The following is a 26,502-nucleotide window of genomic DNA, read 5'->3' as shown; positions in this document are numbered from 1 at the left end:
CTGCTGGCCACGGGGCGCCGGCACGTTATGCCACCCTCATGATGGCCACCTGCAACGTGCTCAACCTGGCGCAGCCAGGCCGCCACTTCTACGAAGGGCAGGACCCTTACACCCACACCGAGTTCGAGCGCAAGGTGGGCTGGCTGGGCGATCGGTTCCGGGCCCTCAATGCCGACGTGCTGGCGGTGCAGGAGGTCTGGGACGAGGCCGCCCTGCGCACGGCGGTGGCGCGCAGCGGGCTGCAATACGGTTTCGTCGCCGTGCCCGGTGCCGAAAACGGTCCCGGCCAGATCGGCGCGCAAGGCACGCCCCGGGTGGGCATCGTGACGCGCCTGAAGGTCGATTCGCTGCAGTCGCTCAACGACTTTCCCGAAGCGGCCCGCGTGCAGGTACCTGGCCTGGGCCTGCACACCCGCTTCGAACGCCCGCCGTTGATCGCGATGCTGCGCCTCAAGCACGGCCAGCCGGTGTGCGTGATCACCGCGCACCTCAAGAGCAAGCGGCCCAAGTTCCTGGAAGATGCCAACGGGGTGGGCATCGAAGACACGGCCGACCCGGCGGTGCAGGCGCTGGCCTCGCTGCGTTCGCTGGTCATGCGCGCCAGCGAAGCCCTGGCGCTGCGCCTGAAGGTGGTCGAGCTGCTGCACCGCACCCAGCTGCCGCTGGTGCTCATGGGCGATCTGAACGACGGCCCGCACAGCGTGACGACGCAGCTGATCGCGGCCACCTCGCAGGTGGCCTACGACAAGGGCGCGCTCGACCACGCGCTGTTCAGCGCCTGGGACGTGCAAGGCGAAGCGGCGATGCGCCGCGACGTGGCGTACTCGCACATCCACCAGGGCTACCCCGAGGTGCTGGACCAGTTGCTGGTGAGCGAGCAGTTCGTCGCGACCAGCCGGCGATCGATCGGCGATGTGCGGCGCGTGGAGGTGTTCAACGACCACCTGTTCGAGGGCCGCGACCGCAGCCGCAGCGACCACGGCTTCGTGCGGGCGCTGCTGCGGCTGCGCCTGCCCGACCTGCCCCTCTCAGCGGGCTGAGGCGCCCGCTTCGCGGATGCGCTGCGCGAGGTGCGCGAGCGCCTCTTCCACCTGGTCCACCAGCACGAGGCAGAGGTCGCCGGGTTGCAGCCGCTCCAGCGCGGCGTCGATGGCCACGAATTCGCCCCGGATCTCGAACACCTCTTTCGTGCGGCTCGCCCCGGCGAGTCCCTCGCGCAGCAGCGTGAGCACCTCGCCATCCTCGCGGCCGCGCTGGCAGGCGTCCTGGAACAGCAGCACGTCGTCGAAGGCCTTGCCCAGGATCGTGGTCTGCTCGCGGATGTCTTCGTCGCGGCGGTCGCCCGCGCCGCTGATGACCACGCTGCGCCGGCGCGCGGGCATGGCGTTGACCGCCTCGACCAGGGCGCGCATCGCGTCCGGGTTGTGGCCGTAGTCGGCGATCACGGTGGCGCCGCGGTAGTCCATCACGTTGAAGCGGCCCGGCGCGTTGTCGGCGTCGTTGGAGAAGCTGGCCAGACCACGCGCGATGGTGTCCCAATCCAGGCCGGCGCACCAGGCCGCGCCGATGGCCGCCATGACGTTGTCCTTCTGGAAGCCGATGGTGCCGCCGCGCGTGATGGGCACGCCCTGCAGCGGAATCTGCACGCGCCAGCTGCCTTCGGTCACGATGATGCGATCACCTTCGACGCAGATGGTGCGCTTGCCCTGCACGCGGTGCGCGGCCAGCACGGGGTGGTCGTGGTCCTGCGCGAAGAAGACCACGCCGCCGGTGCACTTGGCGGCCATGGCCGCGACGATGGGATCGGCCGCGTTGAGCACCGCGTAACCCGTGGGCGCGACGTTCATCACGATCACGCGCTTGAGCACCGCGAGGTCTTCGACGGTGGTGATGTAGTTCAGGCCCAGGTGGTCGCCGGTGCCCACGTTGGTCACCACCGCGACCTGGCACTGATCGAAGCCGAGGCCCTCGCGCAGCATGCCGCCGCGGGCCGTTTCGAGCACGGCGGCGTCCACGTCGGGGTGCAGCAGCACGTTGCGCGCGCTCTTGGGGCCCGAGCAGTCGCCGCTGTCGATCTGGCGGCCATCGACGTACACGCCGTCCGTGTTGGTCATGCCCACGCGCATGCCGCTGGTGGCCATGAGGTGCGCGATCAGCCGCGTGGTGGTGGTCTTGCCGTTGGTGCCGGTGACGGCGACCACGGGGATGCGCCCATCGTCGCCGGGTTCGAACATGTTGGCGATCACGGCCTCGCCGACCGGGCGGCCCTTGCCGTACGACGGCGAGAGGTGCATGCGCAGGCCGGGCGCGGCGTTGACCTCGACCACGCCACCGTGCTGCTTCTCCAGCGGCACGTGCACGTTCTCGCAGACCACGTCGACGCCGCAGATGTCCAGGCCCACCGTCTGCGCGGCGGCCACGGCGCGGGCGGCCACGTCCGGGTGCAGGTCGTCGGTGACGTCTGTCGCGGTGCCGCCGGTGCTCAGGTTGGCGTTGTTGCGCAGCACGACGCGGCGGCCCATCTCGGGCACCGACTCGGGTTTCAAACCCTGCACGTCCAGGCGCGCCAGGGCGATGTCGTCGAAGCGGATCTTGGTCAGCGAGGTGGCGTGGCCGTCGCCGCGCCGGGGGTCGGCGTTGACCAGGTCCACCAGCTCGCGCACGGTGTGCTCGCCATCGCCGATCACGTGCGGTGGCTCGCGCCGCGAGGCGGCCACCACCTTGTCGCCCACCACGAGCAGGCGGAAGTCGCTGCCCGGCAGGTATTTCTCGACCATCACGTCGCCAATCTCGGCGGCCGCGCGGAACGCGATGTCCATGTGCTCGCGCGAGACGATGTTGACCGTCACGCCCTTGCCCTGGTTGCCGTCCTGCGGCTTGACGACCACGGGCAGGCCGATCTCCATGGCGGCCGCCCAGGCGTCGTCGGCGTCGCTGACGGGCCGCCCTTCGGGCACCGGCACACCGGCGGCGCCGAGCAGGGCCTTGGTCAGGTCCTTGTCCTGGGCGATCGACTCCGAGACCGCGCTGGTGCTGTCCACCTCGGCGGCCCAGATGCGGCGCTGGCGCGAGCCCCAGCCCAGCTGCACCAGGCTGCCGGTGGTGAGGCGGCGGTAGGGAATGTTGCGCGCCACGGCGGCGTCCACGATGCAGCCGGTGCTGGGGCCCAGGCGCACGTCTTCGTCGAGCGCGCGCAGGCGGGCGATCGCTGCCTCCACGTCGTAGCTTCCGGCATCGCCCGCGCCGGCGGCGGCGAGCAGTTCGCGGGCGATGTCGAAGGCCAGCCGGCCCACCACCTCCTCGCTGTACTGCGCCACCACCTGGAACACGCCCGGCTCCAGCGTGGCCGAGGTGCGGCTGAAGGAGACCGGGCACCCCGCCTGGGCCTGCAGGGCCAGCGCGGTGGCTTCCAGCACATGGGCCAGGGTCAGATGCTCTTGCGGGTTGCTGGGCTCCAGGGGTCCCACGGAGGGGAAGAGCTCGCGCAGCCGCCGTTCGAAATCCGGCAGGGCTTGCAGGTCCATCTCGTGCGGTTCGCAGGAGACGATGGCCTCGATGCAGGTGTGGCGGCTCCAGAGATTGGGGCCGCGCAGGGTCCGGATGCGAGAAACGTCCATGACGGAAGCTGGGAGTGAATGAAGAGAGGACCGGCGCTCAGCGCGCCGCGTCCAGGGTAACCGGTTCTGGCCGTTCGGGGATAGGAGCGACGTCGAGACCCGCCGTCTCGATGCCGGCGGCCATCAGTTCGGGCGAGACCGCGAGCGCCCAGGCGGCGGCGGCCACGGCCATCAAGGTGTGCGCGCCCAGCGACTGCAGCAGCCCCTGCACCACGGGTGCGTCCAGCCGAACGCGGTGGGCCTTGCGCACGCCCTCGGCCAGCACCAGCTGGCCTTCGAACACCGATACGGTGCGAGAGCCCGCCTCGCGGTGTTTCTGCAGCGCGGGCGAGGCGGCGTCCATGCCGTAAAGAATCACATCCCCATCGCACAGCTCGACCATCTCCAGCACCCGGGCGTCGTCGGCGTTGAGCACGGCCACGCCGTCGGGCAGCACCACGTCCACCTGGGTGCGCATCACGCGGTAGAGCTGGTCGGTGCTGCGCACGTCGTGCCGCTCCAGGCCCTGGAAGTCGTCGAGATCGGTCACGACCCCCACGGTGCAGCGGTCGTAGGCCAGACCGTCGTCCAGGATGACGGCGGGGCCGTTCTCCAGCACCACGGCGTCGATCTCGCGGTTCATCAGCAGGCGCTGGCCGGCCTCCCAATGGGCGCTGGGCCGGGCATCGACCTTGCGGTTGCCCAGGAACAGGCCGTCCTGGCAGGCCAGGCCGACCTGGTGGCCGCTCAGGTGCAGCAGCCAGCCCACCAGCCGGGCGATGGCGTTGCCATGGCGCGAGCTGGCCACGCCCACGATGGGCACGCGGCCGTTGCCGCCTTCGTCGAACAGGTGGTCCACGATGGCACGGCCCACCGGGCGCGACAGGCCGGTGGCGGGCTTGAGGTGCATCAGCAGCCCAGGCCCGGCGTTCACCTCCACCACCGCGCCGCCTTGCGCCTGCAGCGGGCGGCCGATGTCCTGGGCGACCAGGTCCACACCGGCCACGTCCAGCCCCACCACGCGGGCGGCCAGTGTCACGGCGTGCGCCACCTCGGGGTGCACTTCGTCGGTGCAGTCGATCGCCACGTTGCCATTGCGCTGGACCATCACGCGCCGGCCCAGGGCGGGCACGGCCTCGCCCGATAGGCCCTGGCGCTCCAGCAGCAGGCGCATGACGGGTTCGCGGTCCAGGCGGATGGTCTCGAGCGGGAACTCCTCGGCCTCGCCCCGGCGCGGGTCGCTGTTGAGCTGGCTGTCGATGAGCTGTTCCACGGTGGAGCGGCCATCGCCCACCACCGACAGGCTTTCACCGCGCGCCGCCGCGACCACGCGGCCGCCCACGACCAGCAGGCGGTGCTCGTCGCCCAGCACGTAGCGCTCGACCATGACCTCACTGCCCTCGGCGTCGGCCACCGAGAAGGCTTTTTCGATGTCTTCGCGCTCCGACAGGTCCAGGCTCACCCCACGGCCATGGTTGGCGTCGGAGGGTTTGACCACCACCGGCAGGCCGATCTCCTGCGCGGCTTCCCAGGCGGCTTGCGGGCTGTCGACCACCTGGCCTTCGGGCACGGGCACGCCGCAGGAGGCCAGCAGGCTCTTGGTCAGGTCCTTGTCGTGCGCGATGTTGCCGGCGATGGCGCTGGTGCGGTCGGTCTCGGCCGTCCAGATGCGGCGCTGGTGCCGGCCCTGGCCGAGCTGGACCAGGTTGCCGTCGTTCAGGCGCAGGTGGGGGATACCCCGGTCCGTAGCCGCGGCGACGATGGACGCGGTGCTCGGGCCGAGGTAGCTGCGGTCGATCTGCTCGACCAGGCGCGCCACGGCGGCCGGCACGTCGAAGCCGGCCGCGCCGTCCTCGCGCTGGCGGATGGCGGCGAGCAGCAGGGCATGCGCTTCGGTGAGCGCGGCCCGGGCCACGGCCTCGTCGCGGGCGCGGAACACCATGCGGTAGACACCGCGCCGGCTGGTCTCGCGCGTCTGGCCGAAACCGGTGGGCATGCCCGCCAGATTCAGCAGCTCGATGACGATGTGTTCCAGGATGTGGCCGGCCCAGGTGCCCTCGCGCAGGCGCTGGATGAAGCCACCGCGCTCACCCACACCGCAGTGGTGTTCTTCGAGGGCGGGCAGCCATTCGACCAGGCGTTCGGTGAGGCCGGGCAGCTTGTTGGAAGGAAAGTCCTCCAGATCGCCCAGATCCAGCCAGACTTCGAGCACCGGTCGGTACGTCCAGATGTTGGGGCCGCGCAGGTAGTTGATGCGCAGCAGCGTGATGTCGTGTTTCGAGCTCATGTCTCCGGCGGGACGCGTGATTCGGGCGACCGGGTGTAGTACCGATCAGGGGTTCAGAAGAACTTCAATGCCATCAACGATCGCGGGCTCGACATCGGTGAAAATGCAAGGCTCCCCCGTGGGAGCATGCCATTTCTCGCGGTCGACGCCACGCTGTCATCTTCACCATGCTTTCACACTTTCCAGCTGAATCCTCAGCCCCAGGAGCCGACCCTGCACAGGACGCCTTGCGGCCCGCATCAACCCAGCTGGGGGGCGATGATAGCGCTGTCGTTGCCTTGGCGCTGGACTTGGACAGCGATTTACATTTCCGTACGCGCACCCTGTTGTTAACCCGTCAAAAGTTCACACTCGAAGGCCAGGAGTGGATACTGAGCCCGGGTATGGAGCTGCGGCTGAGCGACCACGCCGGTGTCGGCACCCTGGAGCTGCTGGACGCCCAGGGGCGCATCGCGGTGTGGCGCTTCACCATGGGCGTGCAGGCCCGGGCCGCGCGCATGGTCGACCAGTTCCATCGACTGATGGCCCAGCTGGATCAGGCGCCCGAGCAGGTGATCGAGGAACCCGCCCGCACCTGCCCCCAGTGCCAGGCCACCCTGCCGGCCGACAGCGATGAATGCCCGGAATGCGCCCAGGAAGCGCCGCAGGCCCCGCCTTCCACCTGGGTGCTGCTGCGCCTGTGGCGCTTCGCCCGGCCCTACCGGTGGACGCTGCTCACCGGTTTCCTGCTCACGCTGGCCTCCACCGCCGCCACGCTGGTGCCGCCCTACCTGACCATCCCGCTGATGGACCGGGTGCTGATCCCGTTCCAGAACGGCCAGGCCATCGACACCGGCCTGGTGCTGGCCCTGCTCGGCGGCCTGCTGGGCTCGGCCCTGCTGGCCTGGGGCCTGGGCTGGGCGCGCACCTGGTTGCTGGCCCTGGTGTCCGAGCGCATCAGCTCGGACCTGCGCACCACCACCTTCGACCACCTGCTCGAGCTTTCGCTGGACTACTTCAGCAGCAAACGCACCGGCGACCTCATGGCGCGCATCGGCAGCGAAACCGACCGCATCAGCGTCTTCCTGTCCCTGCACGCGCTGGACTTCCTCACCGACGTGCTGATGATCACCATGACCGCGGTGATCCTGTTCTCGATCAACCCCTGGCTGGCACTGGCCACGCTGGTGCCCCTGCCCTTCATCGGCTGGATGATCCACCTCGTGCGCGACCGCCTGCGCACCGGCTTCGAGAAGATCGACCGCGTCTGGGGCGAGGTGACCAACGTGCTGGCCGACACCATCCCCGGTATCCGCGTGGTCAAGGCCTTCGCCCAGGAAGCCCGCGAGGCGCGGCGCTTCAAACAGGCCAACGAGCACAACCTGGCCGTCAACGACCGCATCAACAAGACCTGGTCGCTGTTCACCCCCACCGTCACCCTGCTCACCGAGATCGGCCTGCTGGTGGTGTGGGCCTTCGGCATCTGGCTGGTCAGCCAGAGCGAGATCACGGTGGGCGTGCTCACCGCCTTCATTGCCTACATCGGGCGCTTCTATGGGCGGCTCGACTCGATGAGCCGCATCGTCTCGGTGACGCAGAAGGCCGCCTCGGGCGCCAAGCGCATCTTCGACATCCTGGACCACGTCTCCAACGTTCCCGAGCCGGCTCAGCCGGTGCCGCTGACCCAGGTGCAGGGCGGCCTGCAGATGGAAGGCGTGAGCTTCCGCTACGGCAGCCGCACCGTGATCCGCAACCTGAGCCTGGACATCCGCCCCGGCGAGATGATCGGCCTGGTCGGCCACAGCGGCTCGGGCAAGAGCACCCTGGTCAACCTGCTGTGCCGCTTCTACGACGTGAGTGAAGGCGCCATCCGCATCGATGGCACCGACATCCGCCGCGTCGGCGTGGCCGATTTCCGCCGCCACATCGGCCTGGTGCTGCAGGAGCCCTTCCTGTTCTTCGGCACCATCGCCGAGAACATCGCCTACGGCAAACCCGGCGCCACGCGCGCCGAGATCGTGGCCGCCGCGCGCGCCGCGCACGCGCACGAGTTCATCCTGCGGCTGCCGCAGGGCTACGACTCGCTGGTCGGCGAGCGCGGCCAGGGCCTCTCGGGTGGCGAGCGCCAGCGCATCAGCATCGCGCGCGCGCTGCTGATCGACCCGCGCATCCTGATCCTGGACGAGGCCACCTCCTCCGTGGACACCGAGACCGAGAAGGAAATCCAGAAGGCGCTGGACAACCTGGTGCAGGGCCGCACCACCATCGCCATCGCGCACCGGCTCTCCACCCTGCGCAAGGCCGACCGCCTGGTGGTGATGGACCGCGGCCAGGTGGTGGAGATCGGCCCGCACGACGAACTGATGGCGCAGCGCGGCGCCTACTGGCGCCTGTACGAAGCGCAGGCGCGCAAGGAGCAGGAGGCCGCCGCCCTGCTCGACGCCGACACGCCCGAGGACAACGACGCATGAACACCCCGAACCCCGCCTGGCAACTGCAGCGCAACCCCTTCGGCCGCCTCGTGCTCACGGACGCCGCCGGTGAGACCCACGTGGGCGTGGTGCCCGTGCGGGCCTTCCCCATCGGCGCGCCCGACGAAGGCCTGTCGCTGGTGGGCAGCGACGGCCACGAACTGGTCTGGGTGGACCGCCTCTCCGCCTTGCCAGCCGACTTGCGGCAGTTGCTGCAGGAAGAACTGGTGCAACGCGAGTTCACGCCGGTGATCCAGCGCATCGAATCGGTGTCCACCTTCTCCACGCCCAGCACCTGGCAGGTGAGCACCGACCGCGGCCCCACCAGCTTCGTGCTGCGCAGCGAGGACGACATCCGCCGCCTCGAAGGCCAGGCCCTGCTGATTCTGAGCGGCCAGGGTGTGTGCTTCGGCGTGCGCGACCGCTTCGCGCTGGACGCGCACTCGCGCCGGCTGCTCGACCGGTTCCTCTGACGGCGCGCCCGCTCAGCCCCTGACGAACAGGGTCACCAGCGGTTCGTCGCCCACCTGCCGGCTGCGGTGGCCGTGCACCGTGGGGTCGAAGCTGGCCCCGGGGGGCAGCGTGTCGGCCGAGTAGAAGTGCTGGCCCGGCCCGAAGGCGCGCCAGCTGCCGTCCTGCAGGCCGATCTCCATGCAGCCCTGCAGCACGAACAGCCATTGCGCATCGCCGGTGCAATGGAACTCGCTGCGAAAGCCCACCGGGCTCTGGCGCAACTGGCAGGCCGTCGCCGGCAGCAGGGCCGACAGGCGGGCCGCGGGCGAGCCCTCGGACAAGGGGATCTCGGCCTCGCGGAAACGCGCGCGGCCATCGGTGTCGGTGAACAGAATCACCTGCGGGAATGTGCTCAAGGAAACCTCCGGAGTCGGGCTTTGCTTTGTACCAGAGGCGTTCGCGCTTTTCGCTCACACTACGCAACCATGAAAGTTCTACTCGCCGAAGACGACCTCATGCTGGGCCGGAGCATGGAGCGCGGGCTGCGCCTGGCCGGCTTTTCCCTGGACTGGACGCAGGACGGCCCGCAGACGCAGGCCGCGCTGCGCGAACAGACCTACGCCGTGCTGCTGCTCGACATCGGCTTGCCCGGGCTGGATGGCCTGCAGCTGCTGCAGTGGCTGCGCTCGGAAGACCGCCCGGTGCCCGTGCTGGTGGTCTCGGCGCGCGACGCCGTGAGCGACCGCGTGGCCGGCCTCAACCTGGGGGCCGACGACTACCTCACCAAACCCTTCGACCTCGACGAGCTGGTGGCGCGCGTGCACGCGCTCGCGCGCCGGGGCAGCGGGCGCGCCCAGCCCGAGCTGCAGTTCGGCCGCCTCACCATGCGGCCGCTGCGCCGCGAGGCCCTGCTCGACAACCAGCCCGTCACCCTGGCCGCGCGCGAATACGACCTGCTGCTCGCCCTGATGGAAAACCCGGGCACCGTGCTCTCGCGCGAACAGCTGGAAAGCCGCCTCTACGGCTGGCAGGAAGAGGTGGCGAGCAACGCGGTGGAGGTGCACGTGCACCACCTGCGGCGCAAACTGGGGGCGGCCTGGATCAAGAACGTGCGGGGCGTGGGCTACAAGCTGGTCGCCGCGGCATGAACTCGATCCGCCAGCGCCTGCTGTTCTGGCAGATCACGGCGCTGGTCGTCACCAGCGTGCTGGTCAGCGCCTTCACCTACCACCTGGCCTGGCAGGCCTTCAACCGGGTGCGCGATTTCGGCATGGAGCAGATCGCGCATTCGGTGGTGCGGCACGGCGTGCGCCCCCACAGCTGGGCCCTGGACCCACCCGAGCACGCGGCACCGCGGCCCACGGCCCGCCCGGCCCCGCAGGACAACCCGCCACCCTGGGTCACGGACGACCTGGGCCGCTTCATCAGCCAGATCTGGTCCACCGACGCGGAGCTGTTGTACGCCTCGGTCGAGGGCGTCGGCCCTCCCCTGCAGGAACCCGGTTTCCACAATGTCGAGTGGTCGGGCGAAGCCTGGCGGGTCTACACGCTGGTGGACGACGAGGAAATCGTGCAGATCGCCAAGACCGAAAGCGACCGCGCCAGCAGCTTCGCCCAGATGGCGCCCTGGCTGCTGGTGCCCGTGGCGGTGCTGGTGCTGCTGCTCGGCCTGCTGATCCGCGTGGCCGTCAACCGCGCGCTGGCGCCGCTGGAGGCGCTGGGCCAGGACATCCGGCGGCGCGACGAAAAAGACCTGCAAGCGATCGCCACGGACGGTTTGCCCGAGGAGGTCGCGCCGCTGGGCCAGGCGCTCAACCAATTGCTGGAGCGCGTGTCGCGCCTGCTCACGCGCCAGCGCCAGATGCTGGCCGACGCCGCCCATGAATTGAACACCCCCCTGGCGGCCGTCAAGCTGCAGGCCCAGCTCACGCGCCGCGCGCCGCCGGGCGAGCGCGAGGCCGCGCTGGATGAACTCGACCAGGGCATCGCCCGCAGCACCCACCTGGTGGCGCAACTGCTGCAGATGGCGCGGCTGGAAGCGGATGGGCGCGAGCGCCAGCCCGTGCCGCTGCGGCTGGATCAACTGGCGGCGGACGTGGTGGCCGCGTTTTCGGCCCGCGCCGAAGCCCGTGGCATCGATCTCGGGCTGGACAGGCGCGAGGCCGCCACCGTGCTGGCCGATCCACAGGACCTGCGGGTGCTGCTCGACAACTTGGTGGACAACGCCTTGCGCCACACGCCCCCGGGCAGCCGGGTGGACCTGCACGTCGAGCAAGCCGAAGGCCGTGCCCAGCTGAGCGTCAACGACAACGGCCCCGGCATTGCCGAGGCCGATCGCCAGCGGGTGCTGGAGCGCTTCGTGCGCCTGAACCCGCAGAACGAGGCCACCGGCAGCGGCCTGGGTCTGGCGATCGTGGCGCAGATCGCCCAACAAAACGGGGGGCTGCTGACCTTGGCCAGCAGCCCCCCGGGGGGTTTGAGCGTGCGCGTCGCTTTCAGCGCACTGCCGACCACTTAGCCGCCGTTGGCGCGGCGCGATTCGACCAGCTCGGCGCGCACTTCAGCGCGCGTCTTGCCTTCAGCCAGCACCGGCTGGGCGTACTTGCCGGGGAACAGTTCGTTGGCCTTGGCGCCGGTCTGGCCATCGGCCACGTAGTCGCCCGTGCGCAGGGCTTCGGCCAGCTCGGCCTTCACTTCGGCGCGGGTCTTGCCCACGGCGGCGGTGGCGGCCACGGCCTTGTCGGCGCGGGCTTGGGCGTACTGGGCGGGGAACAGCTCGTTGGCCTTGGCGCCGGTCTGGCCGTCGGCCACGATGTCACCGGTGCGGATGGCTTCGGCCAGCTCGGCCTTCACCTCAGCGCGGCTCTTGCTCACGGCCACGGGTTGGGCGTAGAGGTGGGGGGCGAGGTCCTTGTAACGGGCACCGGTTTGGCCGTCGGCGATCAGGTCACCGTTGCGTTGGGCCTGGATCAGTTCGGCGCGGACTTGTTCGCGGGTCTTGCCCACGGAGGCATCGGCGGCGAAGGCGTGGCCGGCAACGAGGGTGGAGAGGGCGATGGCAACAACAGACAGCTTTTTCATGACAGTTTCCTTGGAGAGGGTTGAACATGCCGGTCGGTCCGTTGTGCGGTCTGGCCGGCTTCGATGCCTCTGCGGAGGGGTTTGCGTGCATCGATGGGATGAACTGTAAAGTTTCTGAATCAGAAGAAAAACAGCATTGAAACGACTATTGTGTTTCTAATTCAGCAATAATCACGGTTTTGACACCCGGGAAAACCCTTTAAAGGAGCTTTGTTATGGACCGCCTGGCCTCGATGCGTGCCTTCCAGAAAGTGATCGATGAAGGGGGTTTTGCGGCGGCGGCGCGCGCCATGGACATGTCGCCCGCCGTGGTCACGCGGCTGGTGGCCGACCTGGAAGACCACCTGGGCACCCGCCTGCTGCACCGCACGACGCGCCGCGTCTCCCTCACCGACGCGGGCGAGAACTACCTCGACCGGGTGCGCGTGATCCTGCAAGAGCTCGACGAGGCGCACGCGCTGGTGAGCTCGCAGACCAGCGAACTCGCGGGCGTGCTGCGCCTGCTGGCACCACCCGTGCTCGCCACGCACGTGCTCGCCCCCCTGGTCAGCGGCTTTCGGCAGGCCTACCCCAAGATCCTGCTCGACATCGACGTGGATTCCCCCCGCGAGCCCCCGATCCAGGACTACGACATCACGCTCATGGGCGCTCAGGCCTCGTTCGATGCCAACGTGATCGCGCGCAAGGTGCTCTCCAGCGTCACCGTGCTGCTGGCCTCACCCAAGTACCTGCAGCGCAAGGGCACGCCCGTGCGGCCCGAAGACCTGAAGCGGCACGACTGCCTGCGCTTCAAGCCCGCGACCGGCCGCACCCGGGGCTGGCGCCTGCTGCACGAGACGGACGAAGCCCGCTTCGTCGACATCGAGGTGCAGCCCGTGCTGTGGGCCAACCACACCGACACCCTGATGCACGCCGCGCTCGACGGCGCGGGCATCACCGCCACCACCATCGAACTGGCCGCGCCGATGATCGAGAGCGGCGACCTGGTGCGCGTGCTCAACCCCTGGATCACCGACCGGCTGACGATGTACGCGGCCCTGCCCAGCCGCAAGTTCATGCCGCGCCGCACCGAGGTGTTCCTGGACTACCTCATCGAGCAGACGCGCGCCCGCGTGAGCAGCGCGCTGGCGACCTGCAACAGCTGCTGACGCACTCCGTTACACATAACCCGGCACCGCCTCAACCCCGTCGAGGCGGTTCGTTCGTTTCAACCGGCTCCATCCACTGTTCGCGGAGCCCGCATGAAACCCCTCCCCTCTTTCCGCCTCGCCCTGTCCCTGGCCGCCGCGCTCGCGGCCCTGACCTCCTCGCCGGCCCAGGCCGTGGGCCGGCTCACCGACATCCAGGTGATCGACCGCGACAGCGGCGAAACGCTCACGGTCTACCGCCACCTGGGCGAGCACTGGGTCGCCGGGCGGCCCGGCGCGCGCTACGCCGTGTCGGTGCGCAACGCCACGCCGGGCCGCGTGCTCGGCGTGGTCTCGGTCGACGGTGTGAACGTGATCTCGGGCGAGACCGCCGCCTGGCAGCAGACCGGCTACGTGCTCTCCCCGTGGCAACAGCACGCCATCACCGGCTGGCGCAAGAGCGATGCCGAGGTCGCGGCCTTCCACTTCACGGCATCGAGCGCCTCGTACGCCGAACGCACCGGCCGCCCGGCCCACGTGGGCGTGATCGGTGTGGCCGTGTTCCGCGAAAAACCCCTGCCACCACCGCCGCCGGCGGTGGTGCCCTGGCCCTCGCTGCGCGAGCAGAGCGGCGCGCAGAACCGCTCTTCGGCCGCCGACGCCGCCGCCGAAACGCAGGCCGAGAGCGAAGCACCACGCGAACGCGCCGAGTCGCTGGCCGCGCGCCGCATGGCCCCCGCCGCGCCGGCGCCGCGCCTGGGCACGGGGCACGGCGCGCGCGAGGATGCGCCCATCACCCACACCACCTTCGAGCGGCGCAGCGACCGGCCCGATGAAGTCATCCGCATCCGCTACGACAGCCGCGAGAACCTGATCGCCATGGGCATCATCCCCACGCAGGCCGTGCCGCCCAGGCCCAATCCCTTCCCCGGCGCCGTGCCCCCCGGTTACGCGCCCGACCCGAGTTGATGGTCCCCCGGCTCCCATAATCGCGGGCATGTCCGAAGAGGCCGTGCCCGCCGATGAAACCCTGATGCAGGCCTTTGCCGCGGGCGATGCGCGCGCCTTCGAAACCCTGTACGACCGCCACGCCCTGCCGGTGTGGCGCTTCGTGCAGCGCAGCGTGCACGACCGCGCGCTGGCCGATGACCTGGTGCAGGACGTGTGGTTCTCGCTGATCCGCCAGGCCCCGCGCTACGAACCCCGCGCGCGGTTTCGCACCTGGCTGTTCACCCTGGCCCACCACCGCCTGGTCGATCACTGGCGCACCCACAAGGCCCACGCCAGCCTCGATGCGGAAACCGACGACGGCGCCGCCCTCGCCGACACGCTGGCGGCCGATTCGGGCTTCGGCCCGGTGCGGCAGCTGCAGTCGCGCGAGCAGGCCCAGGCCTTGCTGGACGCGCTCGCCGCCCTGCCCCTGCCGCAGCGCGAAACCTTCCTGCTGCAGGCCGAAGGGGGCCTGAGCCTGGCCGAGATCGCGCAGGCCACGGGCGTGAACGCCGAAACCGCCAAGAGCCGGCTGCGCTACGCGCGCGAGCGCCTGCGCCAAGCCCTGGAGGCCTTTGCATGAAGCCGCAAGACGAACTGCTGCAGCGCTACCGGGAGGCCAACGCACACGACCCCGCGCGCCCCGACCCGGCCCTGCGCGAGAAGGTGCTGGCCGAGGCGCGCACCGCCGCGGCCCAAGCCCGCGAAACCCCTGGGAACACAAAGCCGCCGGCCGCCAACGATTCGGCCTGGCGCTGGCGCGCCTTCGGTGGCCTGGCGGTGCTGGGCCTGGCCACGCTGGTGGTGCTGCAGTTCGATCGCGGCACACCCGAGGAACGGGAGATCGCCCTCGGCGAGGCCCAGGCGCCCTCCCGCGCAGCCGCACCGGCAGAGGCCCCGGCCGCCGCGCAGGAAGCCGCACCCGCAGCCGCGGTGCCGCCCGAACCCCGGCCCACCCCGCCGGCCGCACCGCGCCCCTTGCCCGAGCATCCGAAGCCGCGCGGTCCAGCACCCGCAGCCACCTTGCCGCCCCCCGCGCCGCCAGCTCCAGCGCCGGCAGAAGCACCTCCTGTCGCCCCCGGTGCGGCCAACAGGGCAGCGGAGGCCGAAGCCCCTGCCGCCGCATCGACCGACATGGCGACCACGCCCCGTGCCCGTGGTCTGGCACAAGAGCAGGCCCCCGCCGCCCTGTCGGCGCGGCGTGGCGCACCCGCACCCCAGGCCATCGCACCGCTCTCGCCCGCCGCGGCCCTGCTGGCCGCCGCCGCGCGTGGCGCGGTCGCCGATGTGCGCGACGCGCTGGCCCAGGGGGCGGACGTGAACGCCGCCGACGCGCGGGGCCGCACCGCGCTCATGCTGGCCGCGCAGCGCGGCGATGCCCCGCTGGTGCGCCTGCTGCTCGGCGCAGGCGCCGACCCCGAGCGCACCGACCGCGATGGCCTGCGCGCCATCGATCTCGCGCAACAGGCGGGACACGCCGAACAGCTGCCGTCGCTGCAGGAGCGCGGACCGCGCTGAGTCCCGTCGCTACCATGGCGGCATGAACACCCCAGCCTCTTCCTCCTCCGTGCATTTCGGCCACCAGGGCCGCGTCGTCCTCGTCACCGGCGGGGCCCAGGGCATCGGCGAAGCCTGTGCGCGCCGCTTCGCGCGCGAAGGCGCCAAGCTGGTGATCGCCGACGTGGCCGACGCGCGCGGCCGCGCCCTCGCGCGCGAACTCGGCGGCACCTACATGCATTGCGACGTGGGCGACAAGGCCGACGTGGACGCCATCGTCGCACTGGCGCTGGACAGCCACGGCCGCATCGACGTGCTGGTCAACAACGCCGGCATCTTCAAGGCGGCCCACTTTCTGGACGTGAGCGAAGAAGACTTCGACGAGGTGCTGCGCGTCAACCTCAAGGGCGCCTTCCTCATGGGCCAGGCGGTGGCGCGCACGATGGCGCAGCAGGCCGATGGCGGCAGCATCGTGAACATGAGCTCGGTCAATGGCGTGCTCGCCATCCCCAACATCGCCAGCTACAACGTGAGCAAGGGCGGCATCAACCAGCTCACCCGCGTGATGGCGCTGGCGCTTGCCGACCACGGCATCCGCGTCAACGCGGTGGCGCCCGGCACAATCGCCACCGAGCTCGCGGCCCAGGCCGTGCTCACCAGCGAAGAGGCGCGCCACAAGATCCTGAGCCGCACGCCGCTCAAGCGGCTCGGCGAACCCGACGAGATCGCCGACGTGGTGGCCTGGCTGGCCAGCGACGCGGCGAGCTACGTCACCGGCGAGATCGTCACCGTCGACGGCGGGCGCATGGCGCTGAACTACACCGTGCCGGTCTGAGCGCTGCCCTGCTTCACGCGGGCCGGGGCCGCGCCACCACGGCTTCGCGGATCGGCAGGTGGATCAGCGCCGCGCCCACGGCCAGCACGATGTCGATGTACCAGACCCAGTCGTAGCTGCCCGTGGCCTCGAACACCTGGCCACCCAGCCAGGCACCGAGAAAGCCCCCCACCTGGTGCGCCAGCATCACGATGCCGAACAGCATGGCCATGTTGCCGGTGCCGAAGAACTTGGCCACCAGGCCCACGGTGGGCGGCACCGTGGAGAGGAAGGTCAGGCCCATCACGGCGGCGAAGGTCAGCATCACGGCCTCGGTCTTGGGCGCCAGCAGGAACACCAGCACCGCCACCGCGCGCGAGGCGTACACCAGCGAGAGCAGCGACTTCATGCGCCAGCGGCCCACGGCCCAGCCCATGGCCAGGCTGCCGATGATGTTGAACAGACCGATCACGCCCAGCGCCCAGGCACCCACCGGCGCCGGCAGGCCGCACGCGGCCACCACGCCGGGCAGGTGCGTGGCGAGGAAGGCCACGTGAAAGCCGCACACGAAGAAGCCGGCCGAGAGCAGCAGGTAGCTCGGCGTGTTCAGCGCCTGGCGGATCGCCTGGCCGGTGGGCAAGGCCACCGGCGCGGGCGCCGCCCCGGCCTTCGCCGCCGGGCCCGGACCGCGCAACACCCAGGCCGCGGGCAGCGCCAGCAGCACGATCAGGCCCAGCGCCTGCAGCGCACCGACCCAGCCCAGGCCCAGCGTGAGCGCGGCGGCCAGGGGCGCCATGAGGAACTGGCCGAACGAGCCGCCCGCGTTCACGATGCCGGTGGCCATGCCCCGGCGTTCGGCCGGAATCAGGCGCGCGGTCGCCGCCATCAGCACCGAAGGCCCGGCCATGCCGGCGCCGCCGGCGGCGAGCACGCCGATGGCCAGGATCAGGCCCCAGGTGCTGGTCATCAGCGGCGTGAGGTAGGTGCCCAGCGCCACCAGCAGCACACCCGCGAGCAGCACGCGCCCGGCGCCGATGCGGTCGGCCACGGCGCCCGCGAAAGGCTGCGTGAGCCCCCACCAGAGCTGGCCGAAGGCGAACGCCAGGCTGATGCTGCCCACCCCCAGACCGGTGGCGGTGTTCAGCGGCGAGAGGAAAAAGCCCATGGTCTGGCGCGTGCCCATGGTCAGCGCGAAAGCCCCGGCCGCGGCCAGCAGCACCAGCCACCACACATAGGGCGCGCGCGCGGGCGCGGCGGCGGTCAAGGTTTCAGTCTTCATGGGTGTCTTCCTCGTGAAACGCGGCCAGCCCCTGGTCCAGCAGCCCGTGCAGTGCCGCCACGGTGGCCAGGCCCAGCTTGTCGTTGAGTGAGAGTTGCGCGGCCTTCCAGCGCCGCTGCGCCTGGCGCCGCAGCTCCAGCCCGGCGTCGGTGATGTGCACGAGCCGGCTGCGCGCATCGACCCCTTCGCCCATCGCCAGCCAGCCCGCCGCGATCATGGGTTGCAGGTTGCGCGTGAGGGTGGAGGCGCCCATGTCCATGCGCCGGGCCAGCTCGCCGGGCGCCAGCGGACCGAGGCGGTCCACGTGCGTCAGCAGCGAGTACTGCGTGATCTTCAGCCCCGAGCCGGCCAGGTGCTGGTCGTAGTGCTGGGTCACGCGGCGCGTGAGCTGGCGCAGCTTGAAGTTGGTGCAACCCACCGGGGTCGGCGATGTCACCTGGGTGTCGGCATTCATGAGACGATTGTATCTACAATACTTGTACCTGCAAACAAAAAGGAATTCAACCATGACCGTCGAAGAAACCCAGGCCCAGTGGATCCAGCAATACGAGGCCGTCGTGGCCCGCATGAACGCCGGCGCGGGCGTGGGCCTGGCCAACCCCGCCGATCTCGCGGGCCTGACCGGCATGCAGCAGATGCAGGCCATGCTCGACGGCAAGCTGCCCTACCCGCACATCGCCGACACGCTGGACTTCTCGCTGGTGGAAATCGGTGAAGGCCGGGCCGTGTTCCAGGGCCAGCCCCAGCTCAAGCACTACAACCCGCTGGGCACGGTGCACGGCGGCTGGTACGCCACGCTGCTGGACTCCGCCGTGGGCTGCGCGGTGCACACCGTCATGCCGGTGGGCCGGGCCTACACGACGGCGGAACTCAGCGTGAACATCGTGCGCGCGGCCTCCTACAAGAGCGGCCCGCTGCGCGCCATCGGCACGGTGGTCCATGCCGGGCGGCAGCTGGCCACCGCCGAGGGCCGCATCGTGGGACCCGACGGCAAGCTGTACGCGCATGCCACAACGACCTGCCTGGTCTTTGAAGTGCCGTCAAAATAAGGCCCATGCGACTTCTACACACCATGCTGCGCGTGGGCAACCTCCAGCGCTCGATTCACTTCTACACCCAGGTGCTGGGCATGCAATTGCTGCGCACCTCCGAGAACCCCGAGTACAAGTACTCGCTGGCCTTCGTGGGCTACGAAGGCAACCCGGCCCAGGCCGAGATCGAACTCACCTACAACTGGGGCACCGAGAGCTACGAACTCGGCACGGCCTACGGCCACATCGCCCTGGGCGTGCCCGACGCCTACGCGGCCTGCGAGAAGATCAAGGCGGCCGGCGGCAACGTGACGCGCGAGGCCGGCCCGGTCAAGGGCGGCACCACGGTGATCGCTTTCGTGACCGACCCCGACGGCTACAAGATCGAGCTGATCCAGCGCGCGGAGAAGGAAGCGGGCCAGGGCCTGCGTTGAACGCCTGCCGGGCGTGGACGAAAAAAAGCCCGGCATGCCGGGCTTTTTTGTGGGCGCTCAGGCCAGCTCAACGCACGATCAGCACTTCCACACGGCGCGCTTCGGCGTTGTTGCCGGTGCCGGCGGTCTGCTCGGGCTTCTTCAGCTCCACCGCGCCTTCGGCCACGCCCGCGCCCACCAGGGCACTGCGCACGGCGATGGCGCGCTGCTTGGCCAGCTCGGCGTTGAAAGCCGGGTCGCCGGTCAGGTCGTGAAAGCCCGACAGCACCAGCTTCTTGCCGGCCTTGGCCGCGGCGATCGCTTCGCCCAGCGCATCGAGCGCGCCGGCGGCCAGGTCGGCCTTGCCAGACGCGAAGTAGAACTTGACCACGCCGTTTTCCACCACCACGCTGGCGTCGTCGCCCACCGGAGTGACCGTGGTCACAGCCACAACGGCCGCGACCGGAACCACTGCCGCCGGGCCGGCACTGGGCGCGGACTGGCGCGACTTGTAAATGCCCATGCCCAAGGCAAGGCCTACCGCCAACAGGATCGCGCTGATCAGCACCACCGCCACAACGCGGTACTCGGGTTCGTCATCCTGAGAGGACATGGGAAACACTCCGTGAAGAATAATGGGAAAGAACTCGACAAAGATTGTAAATGGCCGACCGTGACACCCCGAGGACGCGCGCGCTCCACGACCCTGCCCTGAGAAACGGCGCGCAGATGATGGCCCATACGCTGGCGCAATGGCGCGCGCAGGGGCCGCGTCCAGACCTCTGGGTGTTCGCCTACGCCTCGCTGGTCTGGCGCCCCGAGTTCGAGGCCGCCGAGCAGCGCCCGGCGCGCGTGCGCGGCTACCACCGCTGCCTGCAGATGTGGAGCCGCGTCAACCGGGGCACGTATGAATGCCCGGGCCTGGTGTTCGCGCTGATGCCCGGCGGCAGCTGCGCCGGCCTGGCGCTGCGCGTGCCGCACGAGCAGGTGGAAGCCCTCATGCCGGTGCTGTGGGCGCGCGAGATGCCCAACCCGGTCTACGACCCGAGGTGGCTACATTGCGACACGCCCCAGGGCCCGGTGCGCGCGCTGGCCTTCACGCTCTCGCGCCAGAGCCCCAGCTACACCGGCACGCTGAGCGACGAGCGCTACCGCGAGATCTTTGCCCGCTCCTGCGGGCGCTATGGCACCACGCTGGACTACGCGCGCCAGACCTTCGAGGGCCTGCTGCACCACGGCATCCACGACCGGGCACTGCAGAAGCTGCTGGCGCTCGCCGATTGACCCGACACAAGGCCCCGCCGGGGCCTCGCTCCTATACTGCCCGCATGAACATCGCCGACCTGCGCAAGAGCTACGAAAAGGCCGAACTCAGCGAGTCCGCCTCGCACGCCGACCCGCTGCAACAGTTCGACCAGTGGCTCAACGAAGCCATCCGTGGTGAGGTACCTGAACCCAACGCCATGACGCTGGCCACCGTGGGCTCGGACCTGCGCCCGAGCACGCGCATCGTGCTCATCAAGGGCTGCGACGAACGCGGCATCGTCTGGTACACCAACTACCAGAGCCGCAAGGGCCGCGAGCTCGCGGGCAACCCGTTCGCCGCGCTGCAGTTCCACTGGGTCGAGCTCGAGCGCGTGGTGCGCATCGAGGGCACGGTGGAAAAGGTGAGCGACGAAGAGAGCGACGCGTACTTCCACAGCCGCCCGCTGGACAGCCGCATCGGCGCCTGGGCCAGCCCGCAGAGCGAGGTGATCGAGAGCCGCACGGTGCTCGTGACCAACGCCGCGAAGTACGGCGCGCAGTTCCTGCTGAAACCGCCGCGCCCGCCGCACTGGGGCGGCTACCGACTCAAGCCCGACACCTGGCAGTTCTGGCAGGGCCGCAAGAGCCGCCTGCACGACCGGCTGCGCTACACCGCGCAGGCCGACGGCGGCTGGCTGCGCGAGCGGCTCGCCCCCTGAGGCCCGGCACGCTCAGCTTTTGGCGGGCGCGTCAGCGCCGAGCAGGTACTCGCGCACCAGTTCGCGGGCGCGGTGCAGGCGGCTCTTGACCGCGCCGGGCGGCTCGCTCAACCGTTGAGCCATCTCCGCGATGGTCAGTTCCTCGAAATCGCGCAGCAGCACCACCTCGAGGTAGTGGGCTGGCAGCGACTCCAGGGCATGGGCCAGGTCGATCCGCAGCGCACCATCCGGTCGGTCCAGCATCTGCGCTTCGGCGATGTCGTCGGTCAAGGGTTCATACCGGAACAGGCTGCGCGACAGTTTGCGGCACTCGCGCTGGATCACCGTGAACAGCCACGACGAGAACGCCGCGGCCGCCCGGAGACTTTGGACCTTTCGCGAGACCACCAGCAAGGATTCCTGGACCGCATCATCGACGTCGCTGGCGTGGCAGTGCTTGTGGGCATAGCGGCGCGCATCCGTCTGGCACAGGGCCAGCAGGCGGGCGATGGCGGCCGGGTCGCCGGTCTGTGCCACCAGGATGAGGTGGTCGCGGTCCGCCACGCTGTCCGCCATGCTCAGGCCCTCTTGTCGAGCTGGCGGCCCAACATCGCGCACATCGGGCAGAAGCCGACCAGGCCGCTCAGGGCCAGCACGGCGCCCATGACGCCGGCCCCCACGGCGACGTTCGAGACGCCCCAGTTGACCACCGCGAAAGCGATGGCCATGGCGCCCATGACCACCCGCACCACGCGCTCCCAGTTCGGGACATTCTTGACATAGATCACCATGCACTCCTTGTTGGCCGAGGAAGACCCTCAAACCCTAAGAGGCGGCAACGGAGGCAAACGGTTCGCGCCGGTGGCAAAAAAAACGCGCCATCGGGCCCCGGCTCCTTCAAGGCCGGACGCCCACCTCGATCGGCCCCGCGCGCTCGATGCGCTGGCCCGCCACCGCCCGCAGCGCGGCGGCGCTCACGAGTTGCGGCGCGATCTCCGCCAGAGGCACCTGCACGAAGGCGCGCTCGCCCATGCGGGGATGCGGCACGGTGAGCCGCGTTGAGTGAATGCGGGCCTCGCCGTACAGCAGCAGATCCAGGTCCAGCGTGCGCGGCGCGTTGCGGTAGGGCCGCTCGCGGCCTGCCGCCTGCTCGATGGCCTGCAGCGCGTCGAGCAAGGCGGGCGCGGTGAGCGTGGTGGCGACCTCGGCCACGGCGTTGAGGTAGTCCGGCCCGCTGGAATCCACCGGTGCCGTGCGGTACAGGCTGGAGGCGCGCTGCACCCGCACACCAGGAACGGCATCCAGGGCCGCAAGCGCCTCGCGCAAGGCCTTCCCGGCGTCCCCGAGGTTGGCGCCCAGGGCCACATGGGCCGTGACCTCGGCGCGCGGCGCGGCCATCACGGTGGTGTCAGCAGACCTCAGCCGCCGGCCTCGTCCGAGCCACCACCGCCACCTTCGACCGGTCCCGCGCCGTTGGGCTTGCGGCGGCGACGGCGGCGCTTCTTGGCCGGTGCCGAACCCTCGTCCAGCGGGGTGTCGTCCGACGGCGCATCCCCACCCTCGTCGCCTTCGACGGGGCGGAAACGCGGATCGACTTCGTTCGGTTCGGCAGCGGCCGCCGCCGGGTGGTCCGCGTCCGTGCGCTTGACGCGCCGGGCCTTGCTGGCGCCCGGCTTGGCCAGGTTCTCGCGGCGCTGCGCGTCCACCATGTCCTCGCGCATGGCGTCGCTCGCCGTGCTGAAGGTTTCCCACCAGTGCGCGAGTTCTTCCTCGACCTCACCGACCTGCCCGCGCAGGCGCAGGAAGTCGAAGCCAGCACGGAAACGCGGCTGCTCGACCAGGCTGAACGGGGAGGTGCCCACGCGCTTGTCGAAGCGCGGCTGCATCATCCAGATCTCGCGCATGTCCGCGCCGAGCTTGCCGCGGCCCGACACGTCGCCGATGCGGGCCTCGAAGGCGTCGTCCACCGCCGCCTGCAGGGCCGCGAAGGGCGCGGGCGGGCGCTGGTTCGGGCGCGGCGTGAGGTGCTGGTTCCAGGCCTTGCGCACGTCGGCCCAGAGCACGCAGGCCAACAGGAAGCTCGGCGCCACCGGCTTGCCTTCGCTCACGCGGCGGTCAGTGTCCTGCAGGGCCAGCTTCACGAAGTCGTCGTCGGCGCGCTGCACGACGATGTCGAGCAAGGGGTAGATGCCCGTGCCCAGGCCCACGGCCTTGAGCTGCTCGATGCTGGCCAGCGCGTGGCCGGTCTGCAGCAGCTTGAGCATTTCGTCGAACAGGCGGCTCTGAGGCACATCGGCCAGCAGCGTGTGCGACGAGGCCAGCGGCGCCAGCGTCTTGGCGTCGAAGGTGAAACCCAGGCCGCTGAGCTTGGCGGCGAAACGCACGGCGCGGATGATGCGCACCGGGTCTTCGCGGTAGCGCGTGGCGGCGTCGCCGATCATGCGCAGCGTGCGCTTCTTGGCGTCGCGGATGCCGTGGTGGAAGTCGACCACGGTCTGCGTCTCCGGGTCGTAGTACATCGCGTTGATGCTGAAGTCGCGCCGGGCCGCGTCCTGCTCGATCGGGCCCCAGACGTTGTCGCGCAGCACGCGCCCGCTGGCGTCCACCGCGTGCTTCATGCCCGCGAGTTCGCCCTTGCTGGTGCGTTCGTTGCCCGCCACCTGCTCGGCCGCGGCGTTGTCCATGTAGGCGCGGAAGGTCGAGACCTCGATGACCTCGTGCTCGCGCCCCCGGCCGTAGATCACGTGCACGATGCGGAAGCGCCGGCCGATGATGAAGGCGCGGCGGAACAGGCCCTTGACCTGCTCGGGCGTGGCGCTGGTGGCGACGTCGAAGTCCTTGGGCCGCAGGCCCAGCAGCAGGTCGCGCACCGCGCCGCCCACCAGGTAGGCCTCGAAACCGGCCTGCTTGAGGGTGTGCACCACGTCCAGCGCGCGCTGGTCCACCAGCGAACGGTCGATGCCGTGCACGCTGGCCGGCACGTCTTCGCGCTTGCCGAAGGGGTTGGCACGGCGGCCGGCAGGGGCGCTGGACTTGCCCAGCAGCCGATCGATGAATTTCTTGATCATTCGAATAGGTTCAGTGTGCGCCAGCCCCGCTCGAGGGCAATGGCGCGGAGCCGGGCATCCGGGTTGGTGGCCACGGGCTCGTTGACTTTTTCCAGCAGCGGCAGGTCGTTGATGGAGTCGCTGTAGAAAGTGCTGTGCTGCACGCGCGACCAGTCCAGTCCCCGTGCGGCCAGCCATTGTTCCACACGGGCGATCTTGCCCTCGCGGAACGACGGCGTGCCCCGGATGGCCCCGGTGGGTTCGCCGCGCGCGTCGCGCTCGAGTTCGATCGCGATCAGTTCGTCCACCCCGAAGGCCCGGGCGATCGGGCGGGTGACGAATTCGTTGGTGGCGGTGACGATGACCACCGTGTCGCCGGCGGCCTGGTGGCGCCGCAGCAGCGCGCGCGCGGGCTCGTGCATGGCGGGCTCGATCACCTCGCGCATGAAGCGCTCGTGCGCCTTCTGCGACACCGCCATGCCGTGCTCGCGCACCGCCTCGATGGCGAAGCGCACGTAGTGGTGGATGTCGAGCGTGCCGGCCTTGTAGTCGGCGTAGAAGCCGGCGTTGGCCTGGGAGAAACCTTGGGCATCGCGCCAGCCAAGCGAGACGGTGAACTCGCCCCAGGCGTAATCGGAATCGAGCGGGATCAGGGTGTGATCCAGGTCGAAGAGAGCCAATCTCATTCGTTTTCCAGCATGGATTTGATCAGGGGAATGGTGATGGCGCGCTGCGTGCGCAGCGCATAGGCGTCGAGCTGGTCGAGCAGCATCATCAGGCTGGAGAGGTCGCGCGAGAAGCGGCGCAGCATGAAGTCCATCACCTCGTCGCTCAGGAACACGCCGCGATCGTCCGCCGCGCGGCGCAGCACGGCCCGGCGTTCGGTTTCGCTCAGCGCCTGCAGCTGGAACACGTGGCCCCAGCCCAGGCGGGTGCGCAGGTCCTCGCGCAGGCGCAGGTCGGCCGGCGGGCAGGTCGCCGCCGCCAGCACCCAGCGCGAGGCGCCGTGCGCCGGGCTCTGCGCGTTGACGAACCAGTTGAAGGCCGCGGCCTGCTGGGCCGCGGTGTAGAGGTGGCAGTCGTCGAGCAGCACCGCGTCCCACTGGTCGTCGAACTCGGTCGGGTCCAGCACGGTGGCATCCAGCCAGCCCACGCGGCCACCCTGCTCGCGCAGCGCCTCGCGCACCGCGCGCAGCAGGTGCGTCTTGCCGCTGCCGCTCTCGCCCCACAGGAAGGTGGGCACCGGCGAGCGCAGGGGGTTGTTGGTCCACAGGCGCAGGTGCTCGATGGCGGCTTCGTTGCCGGCCCCCACGAAGTTGGTCAGGGTGGGCAGCGGCGCGAAGCCGATGTCCAGCGCCATCTGGCGCATGGGGGGCGTGGGTCCGGCGGTGCTCATGCCTCGGGGCTTTCCGGCACCGCCGCGCGCGGGCCTTCCAGGTACAGCGCGCTGGCCATGTAGCTGCGGCGCAGGCGGCGGATCGCCACCAGCAGCACCGCGCTGGCGGGCAGCGCGATGAGCACGCCCACGAAGCCGAACAGGTGGCCAAAGGCCAGCAGCGCGAAGATGACGGCGATCGGGTGCAGGCCGATGCGCTCGCCCAGCAGGCGCGGCGTGAGGTAGAGGCTTTCCACCACCTGGCCCACGCCGTACACGGCGGCCACCAGGGCCACGCCCAGCACGGTCTGGAATTCGAGCAGCGCGGCCAGCAGGGCCAGCACCAGGCCCAGGCCGAAGCCCAGGTAGGGCACGAACACGGCCAGGCCGGTGAACACGCCGATGGGCAGCGCCAGGTCGAGGCCCACGAGCGCCAGTGCCACGGTGTAGAACACCGCCAGCACGCCCATCACCAGCAGTTGCCCGCGCAGGTACTGGCCCAGCACCGCATCGGTCTCGTCCAGGAAGCTCTGCACGCTGGCGCGCCAGCGCGGCGGGATCAGCGACTTGGTGCGCTCGACCAGGTTGTCCCAGTCCAGCAGCAGGTAGTAGGCCACGATGGGCATGAGAAACAGGTTGCCGAACACAGCGGCCAGCGCGCTGCCGCCGATGCGCAGGGACGCCAGCAGGCTCTCCAGGATCTCGCCTTCGTGACCGGACACCAGCTTGGTCAGCCAGCCGCGCACCAGGCTCACGTCCACCGACAGGCTCACGCCAAAGCGCCCGGCCAGCGGCGTGAGCCAGGCGTTGAGCCGGTTGAGCAGCTCGGGCACCTGCTCGCGCAGCAGCGGCACCTGCTTGGTGATGACGGGCACGATCAGCAGCAGCACCGCCAGCAGCACCAGCATCAGCAGGGTGATGGCCAGCCCCGCGCCCAGCCAGCGCGGCACGCCCTTGCCGTGCAGGCGCTCCACCAGCGGGTGCAGCGCATAGGCCAGCACCGCGGCCAGCAGAAAGGGCATCAGCACGGGGGCCAGCAGCGAAAGCAGCAGCCAGATGACGACCGCGATCGAGGCCCACAGCAGGGCTCGGATCTGGTTGGAGGTCAGGGGCATGGGG

At 70.2% G+C, this 26,502-nt stretch carries 28 protein-coding genes; 14 read left to right on the top strand and 14 right to left on the bottom strand.

From position 1 onward, the window contains the following. A partial coding sequence (locus AC3WPZ_RS05505) for an endonuclease/exonuclease/phosphatase family protein (protein WP_492438521.1) occupies positions 1 to 1,040 on the top strand: 1,040 nt, incomplete at its 5' end. On the opposite strand, the gene cphA is transcribed toward AC3WPZ_RS05505, so the two are convergent. Further along, on the bottom strand, positions 1,029 to 3,617 hold the full coding sequence (gene cphA / locus AC3WPZ_RS05500; RefSeq protein ID WP_382156188.1) for a cyanophycin synthetase: 2,589 nt from the start codon (positions 3,615 to 3,617) through the stop codon (positions 1,029 to 1,031). The genes AC3WPZ_RS05505 and cphA overlap by 12 nt on opposite strands. Positions 3,618 to 3,654: 37 nt before the next feature. Then, the gene (locus AC3WPZ_RS05495; RefSeq protein ID WP_382321030.1) at positions 3,655 to 5,883 is read right to left on the bottom strand and encodes a cyanophycin synthetase; all 2,229 of its coding nucleotides are present in this window, start codon (positions 5,881 to 5,883) and stop codon (positions 3,655 to 3,657) included. Between the two features lie 167 nt (positions 5,884 to 6,050). On the opposite strand from AC3WPZ_RS05495, the gene AC3WPZ_RS05490 reads away from it, so the two are divergent. Further along, the gene (locus AC3WPZ_RS05490; protein ID WP_444687118.1) at positions 6,051 to 8,333 is read left to right on the top strand and encodes a cyanophycin metabolism-associated ABC transporter; all 2,283 of its coding nucleotides are present in this window, start codon (positions 6,051 to 6,053) and stop codon (positions 8,331 to 8,333) included. Continuing rightward, positions 8,330 to 8,806 carry a cyanophycin metabolism-associated DUF1854 family protein gene (locus AC3WPZ_RS05485; RefSeq protein ID WP_382321035.1) on the top strand — a complete coding sequence of 159 codons (477 nt, stop codon included), beginning with the start codon at positions 8,330 to 8,332 and terminating at the stop codon, positions 8,804 to 8,806. Before AC3WPZ_RS05490 ends, AC3WPZ_RS05485 begins: the two co-directional genes overlap by 4 nt. Before the next feature lie 12 nt (positions 8,807 to 8,818). Here AC3WPZ_RS05485 and AC3WPZ_RS05480 read toward each other — a convergent pair whose 3' ends face one another. Then, on the bottom strand, positions 8,819 to 9,202 hold the full coding sequence (locus AC3WPZ_RS05480; RefSeq protein ID WP_382321037.1) for a cupin domain-containing protein: 384 nt from the start codon (positions 9,200 to 9,202) through the stop codon (positions 8,819 to 8,821). A 69-nt stretch (positions 9,203 to 9,271) separates the two neighbouring features. Here AC3WPZ_RS05480 and AC3WPZ_RS05475 point away from each other — a divergent pair, with 69 nt between their 5' ends. Both AC3WPZ_RS05475 and AC3WPZ_RS05470 read left to right on the top strand, forming a co-directional pair. After that, positions 9,272 to 9,934, top strand: a complete 663-nt coding sequence (locus tag AC3WPZ_RS05475) for a response regulator (protein WP_382328475.1) — start codon at positions 9,272 to 9,274, stop codon at positions 9,932 to 9,934. Then, positions 9,931 to 11,304, top strand: coding sequence for a sensor histidine kinase (locus AC3WPZ_RS05470; protein ID WP_444687119.1), 1,374 nt, complete (start codon positions 9,931 to 9,933; stop codon positions 11,302 to 11,304). The genes AC3WPZ_RS05475 and AC3WPZ_RS05470 overlap by 4 nt, the downstream gene beginning before the upstream one ends. Here AC3WPZ_RS05470 and AC3WPZ_RS05465 read toward each other — a convergent pair. Further along, a complete protein-coding gene (locus AC3WPZ_RS05465) occupies positions 11,301 to 11,867 on the bottom strand; it encodes a DUF4148 domain-containing protein (protein WP_382321042.1) in 567 nt (188 codons plus the stop codon). The two genes, AC3WPZ_RS05470 and AC3WPZ_RS05465, sit on opposite strands and share 4 nt — an antisense overlap. A 215-nt stretch (positions 11,868 to 12,082) precedes the next feature. Here AC3WPZ_RS05465 and AC3WPZ_RS05460 point away from each other — a divergent pair, with 215 nt between their 5' ends. The 5 genes from AC3WPZ_RS05460 to AC3WPZ_RS05440 all read left to right on the top strand — a co-directional run bounded on the left by AC3WPZ_RS05460 (position 12,083) and on the right by AC3WPZ_RS05440 (position 16,316). After that, positions 12,083 to 13,015 (top strand): LysR family transcriptional regulator, encoded by a 933-nt coding sequence (locus AC3WPZ_RS05460; RefSeq protein WP_444687120.1) that lies wholly within the window; start codon positions 12,083 to 12,085, stop codon positions 13,013 to 13,015. A 93-nt stretch (positions 13,016 to 13,108) separates the two neighbouring features. Next, positions 13,109 to 13,963, top strand: a complete 855-nt coding sequence (locus tag AC3WPZ_RS05455; protein WP_444687121.1) for a hypothetical protein — start codon at positions 13,109 to 13,111, stop codon at positions 13,961 to 13,963. A gap of 28 nt (positions 13,964 to 13,991) precedes the next feature. After that, positions 13,992 to 14,567, top strand: coding sequence for an RNA polymerase sigma factor (locus AC3WPZ_RS05450; protein ID WP_382321047.1), 576 nt, complete (start codon positions 13,992 to 13,994; stop codon positions 14,565 to 14,567). Then, positions 14,564 to 15,502, top strand: coding sequence for an ankyrin repeat domain-containing protein (locus AC3WPZ_RS05445; protein ID WP_444687122.1), 939 nt, complete (start codon positions 14,564 to 14,566; stop codon positions 15,500 to 15,502). Before AC3WPZ_RS05450 ends, AC3WPZ_RS05445 begins: the two co-directional genes overlap by 4 nt. A 22-nt stretch (positions 15,503 to 15,524) precedes the next feature. Continuing rightward, on the top strand, positions 15,525 to 16,316 hold the full coding sequence (locus AC3WPZ_RS05440) for an SDR family NAD(P)-dependent oxidoreductase (protein ID WP_382321051.1): 792 nt from the start codon (positions 15,525 to 15,527) through the stop codon (positions 16,314 to 16,316). A 13-nt stretch (positions 16,317 to 16,329) separates the two neighbouring features. Here AC3WPZ_RS05440 and AC3WPZ_RS05435 read toward each other — a convergent pair whose 3' ends face one another. Continuing rightward, entirely contained in the window at positions 16,330 to 17,574 is a 1,245-nt protein-coding gene (locus AC3WPZ_RS05435) for an MFS transporter (protein WP_444687124.1), read from the bottom strand. Next, entirely contained in the window at positions 17,564 to 18,028 is a 465-nt protein-coding gene (locus AC3WPZ_RS05430) for a MarR family winged helix-turn-helix transcriptional regulator (protein ID WP_382321054.1), read from the bottom strand. The genes AC3WPZ_RS05435 and AC3WPZ_RS05430 overlap by 11 nt, the downstream gene beginning before the upstream one ends. Before the next feature lie 52 nt (positions 18,029 to 18,080). Between AC3WPZ_RS05430 and AC3WPZ_RS05425 the strand changes: the two genes are divergently transcribed. Together AC3WPZ_RS05425 and gloA are read left to right on the top strand one after the other, a co-directional pair. Then, entirely contained in the window at positions 18,081 to 18,623 is a 543-nt protein-coding gene (locus AC3WPZ_RS05425) for a PaaI family thioesterase (RefSeq protein WP_291121768.1), read from the top strand. Positions 18,624 to 18,628: 5 nt separating this feature from the next. Next, positions 18,629 to 19,039, top strand: coding sequence for a lactoylglutathione lyase (gloA, locus tag AC3WPZ_RS05420; RefSeq protein ID WP_291121767.1), 411 nt, complete (start codon positions 18,629 to 18,631; stop codon positions 19,037 to 19,039). A 67-nt stretch (positions 19,040 to 19,106) separates the two neighbouring features. Here gloA and AC3WPZ_RS05415 read toward each other — a convergent pair whose 3' ends face one another. Then, positions 19,107 to 19,631 carry an OmpA family protein gene (locus tag AC3WPZ_RS05415; RefSeq protein WP_382321058.1) on the bottom strand — a complete coding sequence of 175 codons (525 nt, stop codon included), beginning with the start codon at positions 19,629 to 19,631 and terminating at the stop codon, positions 19,107 to 19,109. Between the two features lie 50 nt (positions 19,632 to 19,681). On the opposite strand from AC3WPZ_RS05415, the gene AC3WPZ_RS05410 reads away from it, so the two are divergent. Continuing rightward, entirely contained in the window at positions 19,682 to 20,302 is a 621-nt protein-coding gene (locus AC3WPZ_RS05410; RefSeq protein ID WP_382321060.1) for a gamma-glutamylcyclotransferase, read from the top strand. A 44-nt stretch (positions 20,303 to 20,346) separates the two neighbouring features. Then, the gene (gene pdxH, locus AC3WPZ_RS05405) at positions 20,347 to 20,982 is read left to right on the top strand and encodes a pyridoxamine 5'-phosphate oxidase (RefSeq protein WP_382156150.1); all 636 of its coding nucleotides are present in this window, start codon (positions 20,347 to 20,349) and stop codon (positions 20,980 to 20,982) included. Between the two features lie 12 nt (positions 20,983 to 20,994). Here the strand turns inward: pdxH and AC3WPZ_RS05400 are convergent, their stop codons facing one another. The 7 genes from AC3WPZ_RS05400 to AC3WPZ_RS05370 form a co-directional block, all read right to left on the bottom strand. Then, positions 20,995 to 21,537 (bottom strand): RNA polymerase sigma factor, encoded by a 543-nt coding sequence (locus AC3WPZ_RS05400; protein ID WP_382321063.1) that lies wholly within the window; start codon positions 21,535 to 21,537, stop codon positions 20,995 to 20,997. Positions 21,538 to 21,539: 2 nt separating this feature from the next. Continuing rightward, a complete protein-coding gene (locus AC3WPZ_RS05395) occupies positions 21,540 to 21,752 on the bottom strand; it encodes a YgaP family membrane protein (RefSeq protein ID WP_382321065.1) in 213 nt (70 codons plus the stop codon). A gap of 106 nt (positions 21,753 to 21,858) precedes the next feature. Further along, entirely contained in the window at positions 21,859 to 22,359 is a 501-nt protein-coding gene (gene folK / locus AC3WPZ_RS05390; protein ID WP_382325685.1) for a 2-amino-4-hydroxy-6-hydroxymethyldihydropteridine diphosphokinase, read from the bottom strand. A 20-nt stretch (positions 22,360 to 22,379) separates the two neighbouring features. Further along, the gene (gene pcnB, locus AC3WPZ_RS05385; protein ID WP_382321067.1) at positions 22,380 to 24,029 is read right to left on the bottom strand and encodes a polynucleotide adenylyltransferase PcnB; all 1,650 of its coding nucleotides are present in this window, start codon (positions 24,027 to 24,029) and stop codon (positions 22,380 to 22,382) included. After that, a complete protein-coding gene (locus AC3WPZ_RS05380) occupies positions 24,026 to 24,694 on the bottom strand; it encodes a histidinol-phosphatase (protein ID WP_382156140.1) in 669 nt (222 codons plus the stop codon). Before AC3WPZ_RS05380 ends, pcnB begins: the two co-directional genes overlap by 4 nt. Then, a complete protein-coding gene (gene hda, locus AC3WPZ_RS05375; RefSeq protein WP_382163911.1) occupies positions 24,691 to 25,377 on the bottom strand; it encodes a DnaA regulatory inactivator Hda in 687 nt (228 codons plus the stop codon). The genes AC3WPZ_RS05380 and hda overlap by 4 nt, the downstream gene beginning before the upstream one ends. Positions 25,378 to 25,400: 23 nt before the next feature. Then, positions 25,401 to 26,498 (bottom strand): AI-2E family transporter, encoded by a 1,098-nt coding sequence (locus AC3WPZ_RS05370; protein WP_444687126.1) that lies wholly within the window; start codon positions 26,496 to 26,498, stop codon positions 25,401 to 25,403. Positions 26,499 to 26,502: the final 4 nt, after the last annotated feature.

Source organism: Hydrogenophaga sp. FW305-3-2-15-A-LB1, assembly GCF_058787875.1.
The sequence above is the reverse complement of the archived record's forward strand: the minus strand, read 5'-3'. Positions and strand labels throughout refer to the sequence as shown.

Coding starts and splice junctions, on each gene's coding strand:
- cphA (WP_382156188.1), bottom strand. CDS start 3,617: ATGGACGTTTCTCGCATCCGGACCCTGCGCGGCCCCAATCTCTGGAGC.
- AC3WPZ_RS05495 (WP_382321030.1), bottom strand. CDS start 5,883: ATGAGCTCGAAACACGACATCACGCTGCTGCGCATCAACTACCTGCGC.
- AC3WPZ_RS05490 (WP_444687118.1), top strand. CDS start 6,051: ATGCTTTCACACTTTCCAGCTGAATCCTCAGCCCCAGGAGCCGACCCT.
- AC3WPZ_RS05485 (WP_382321035.1), top strand. CDS start 8,330: ATGAACACCCCGAACCCCGCCTGGCAACTGCAGCGCAACCCCTTCGGC.
- AC3WPZ_RS05475 (WP_382328475.1), top strand. CDS start 9,272: ATGAAAGTTCTACTCGCCGAAGACGACCTCATGCTGGGCCGGAGCATG.
- AC3WPZ_RS05470 (WP_444687119.1), top strand. CDS start 9,931: ATGAACTCGATCCGCCAGCGCCTGCTGTTCTGGCAGATCACGGCGCTG.
- AC3WPZ_RS05465 (WP_382321042.1), bottom strand. CDS start 11,867: ATGAAAAAGCTGTCTGTTGTTGCCATCGCCCTCTCCACCCTCGTTGCC.
- AC3WPZ_RS05460 (WP_444687120.1), top strand. CDS start 12,083: ATGGACCGCCTGGCCTCGATGCGTGCCTTCCAGAAAGTGATCGATGAA.
- AC3WPZ_RS05455 (WP_444687121.1), top strand. CDS start 13,109: ATGAAACCCCTCCCCTCTTTCCGCCTCGCCCTGTCCCTGGCCGCCGCG.
- AC3WPZ_RS05450 (WP_382321047.1), top strand. CDS start 13,992: ATGTCCGAAGAGGCCGTGCCCGCCGATGAAACCCTGATGCAGGCCTTT.
- AC3WPZ_RS05445 (WP_444687122.1), top strand. CDS start 14,564: ATGAAGCCGCAAGACGAACTGCTGCAGCGCTACCGGGAGGCCAACGCA.
- AC3WPZ_RS05440 (WP_382321051.1), top strand. CDS start 15,525: ATGAACACCCCAGCCTCTTCCTCCTCCGTGCATTTCGGCCACCAGGGC.
- AC3WPZ_RS05435 (WP_444687124.1), bottom strand. CDS start 17,574: ATGAAGACTGAAACCTTGACCGCCGCCGCGCCCGCGCGCGCGCCCTAT.
- AC3WPZ_RS05430 (WP_382321054.1), bottom strand. CDS start 18,028: ATGAATGCCGACACCCAGGTGACATCGCCGACCCCGGTGGGTTGCACC.
- AC3WPZ_RS05425 (WP_291121768.1), top strand. CDS start 18,081: ATGACCGTCGAAGAAACCCAGGCCCAGTGGATCCAGCAATACGAGGCC.
- gloA (WP_291121767.1), top strand. CDS start 18,629: ATGCGACTTCTACACACCATGCTGCGCGTGGGCAACCTCCAGCGCTCG.
- AC3WPZ_RS05415 (WP_382321058.1), bottom strand. CDS start 19,631: ATGTCCTCTCAGGATGACGAACCCGAGTACCGCGTTGTGGCGGTGGTG.
- AC3WPZ_RS05410 (WP_382321060.1), top strand. CDS start 19,682: ATGGCCGACCGTGACACCCCGAGGACGCGCGCGCTCCACGACCCTGCC.
- pdxH (WP_382156150.1), top strand. CDS start 20,347: ATGAACATCGCCGACCTGCGCAAGAGCTACGAAAAGGCCGAACTCAGC.
- AC3WPZ_RS05400 (WP_382321063.1), bottom strand. CDS start 21,537: ATGGCGGACAGCGTGGCGGACCGCGACCACCTCATCCTGGTGGCACAG.
- AC3WPZ_RS05395 (WP_382321065.1), bottom strand. CDS start 21,752: ATGGTGATCTATGTCAAGAATGTCCCGAACTGGGAGCGCGTGGTGCGG.
- folK (WP_382325685.1), bottom strand. CDS start 22,359: ATGGCCGCGCCGCGCGCCGAGGTCACGGCCCATGTGGCCCTGGGCGCC.
- pcnB (WP_382321067.1), bottom strand. CDS start 24,029: ATGATCAAGAAATTCATCGATCGGCTGCTGGGCAAGTCCAGCGCCCCT.
- AC3WPZ_RS05380 (WP_382156140.1), bottom strand. CDS start 24,694: ATGAGATTGGCTCTCTTCGACCTGGATCACACCCTGATCCCGCTCGAT.
- hda (WP_382163911.1), bottom strand. CDS start 25,377: ATGCGCCAGATGGCGCTGGACATCGGCTTCGCGCCGCTGCCCACCCTG.
- AC3WPZ_RS05370 (WP_444687126.1), bottom strand. CDS start 26,498: ATGCCCCTGACCTCCAACCAGATCCGAGCCCTGCTGTGGGCCTCGATC.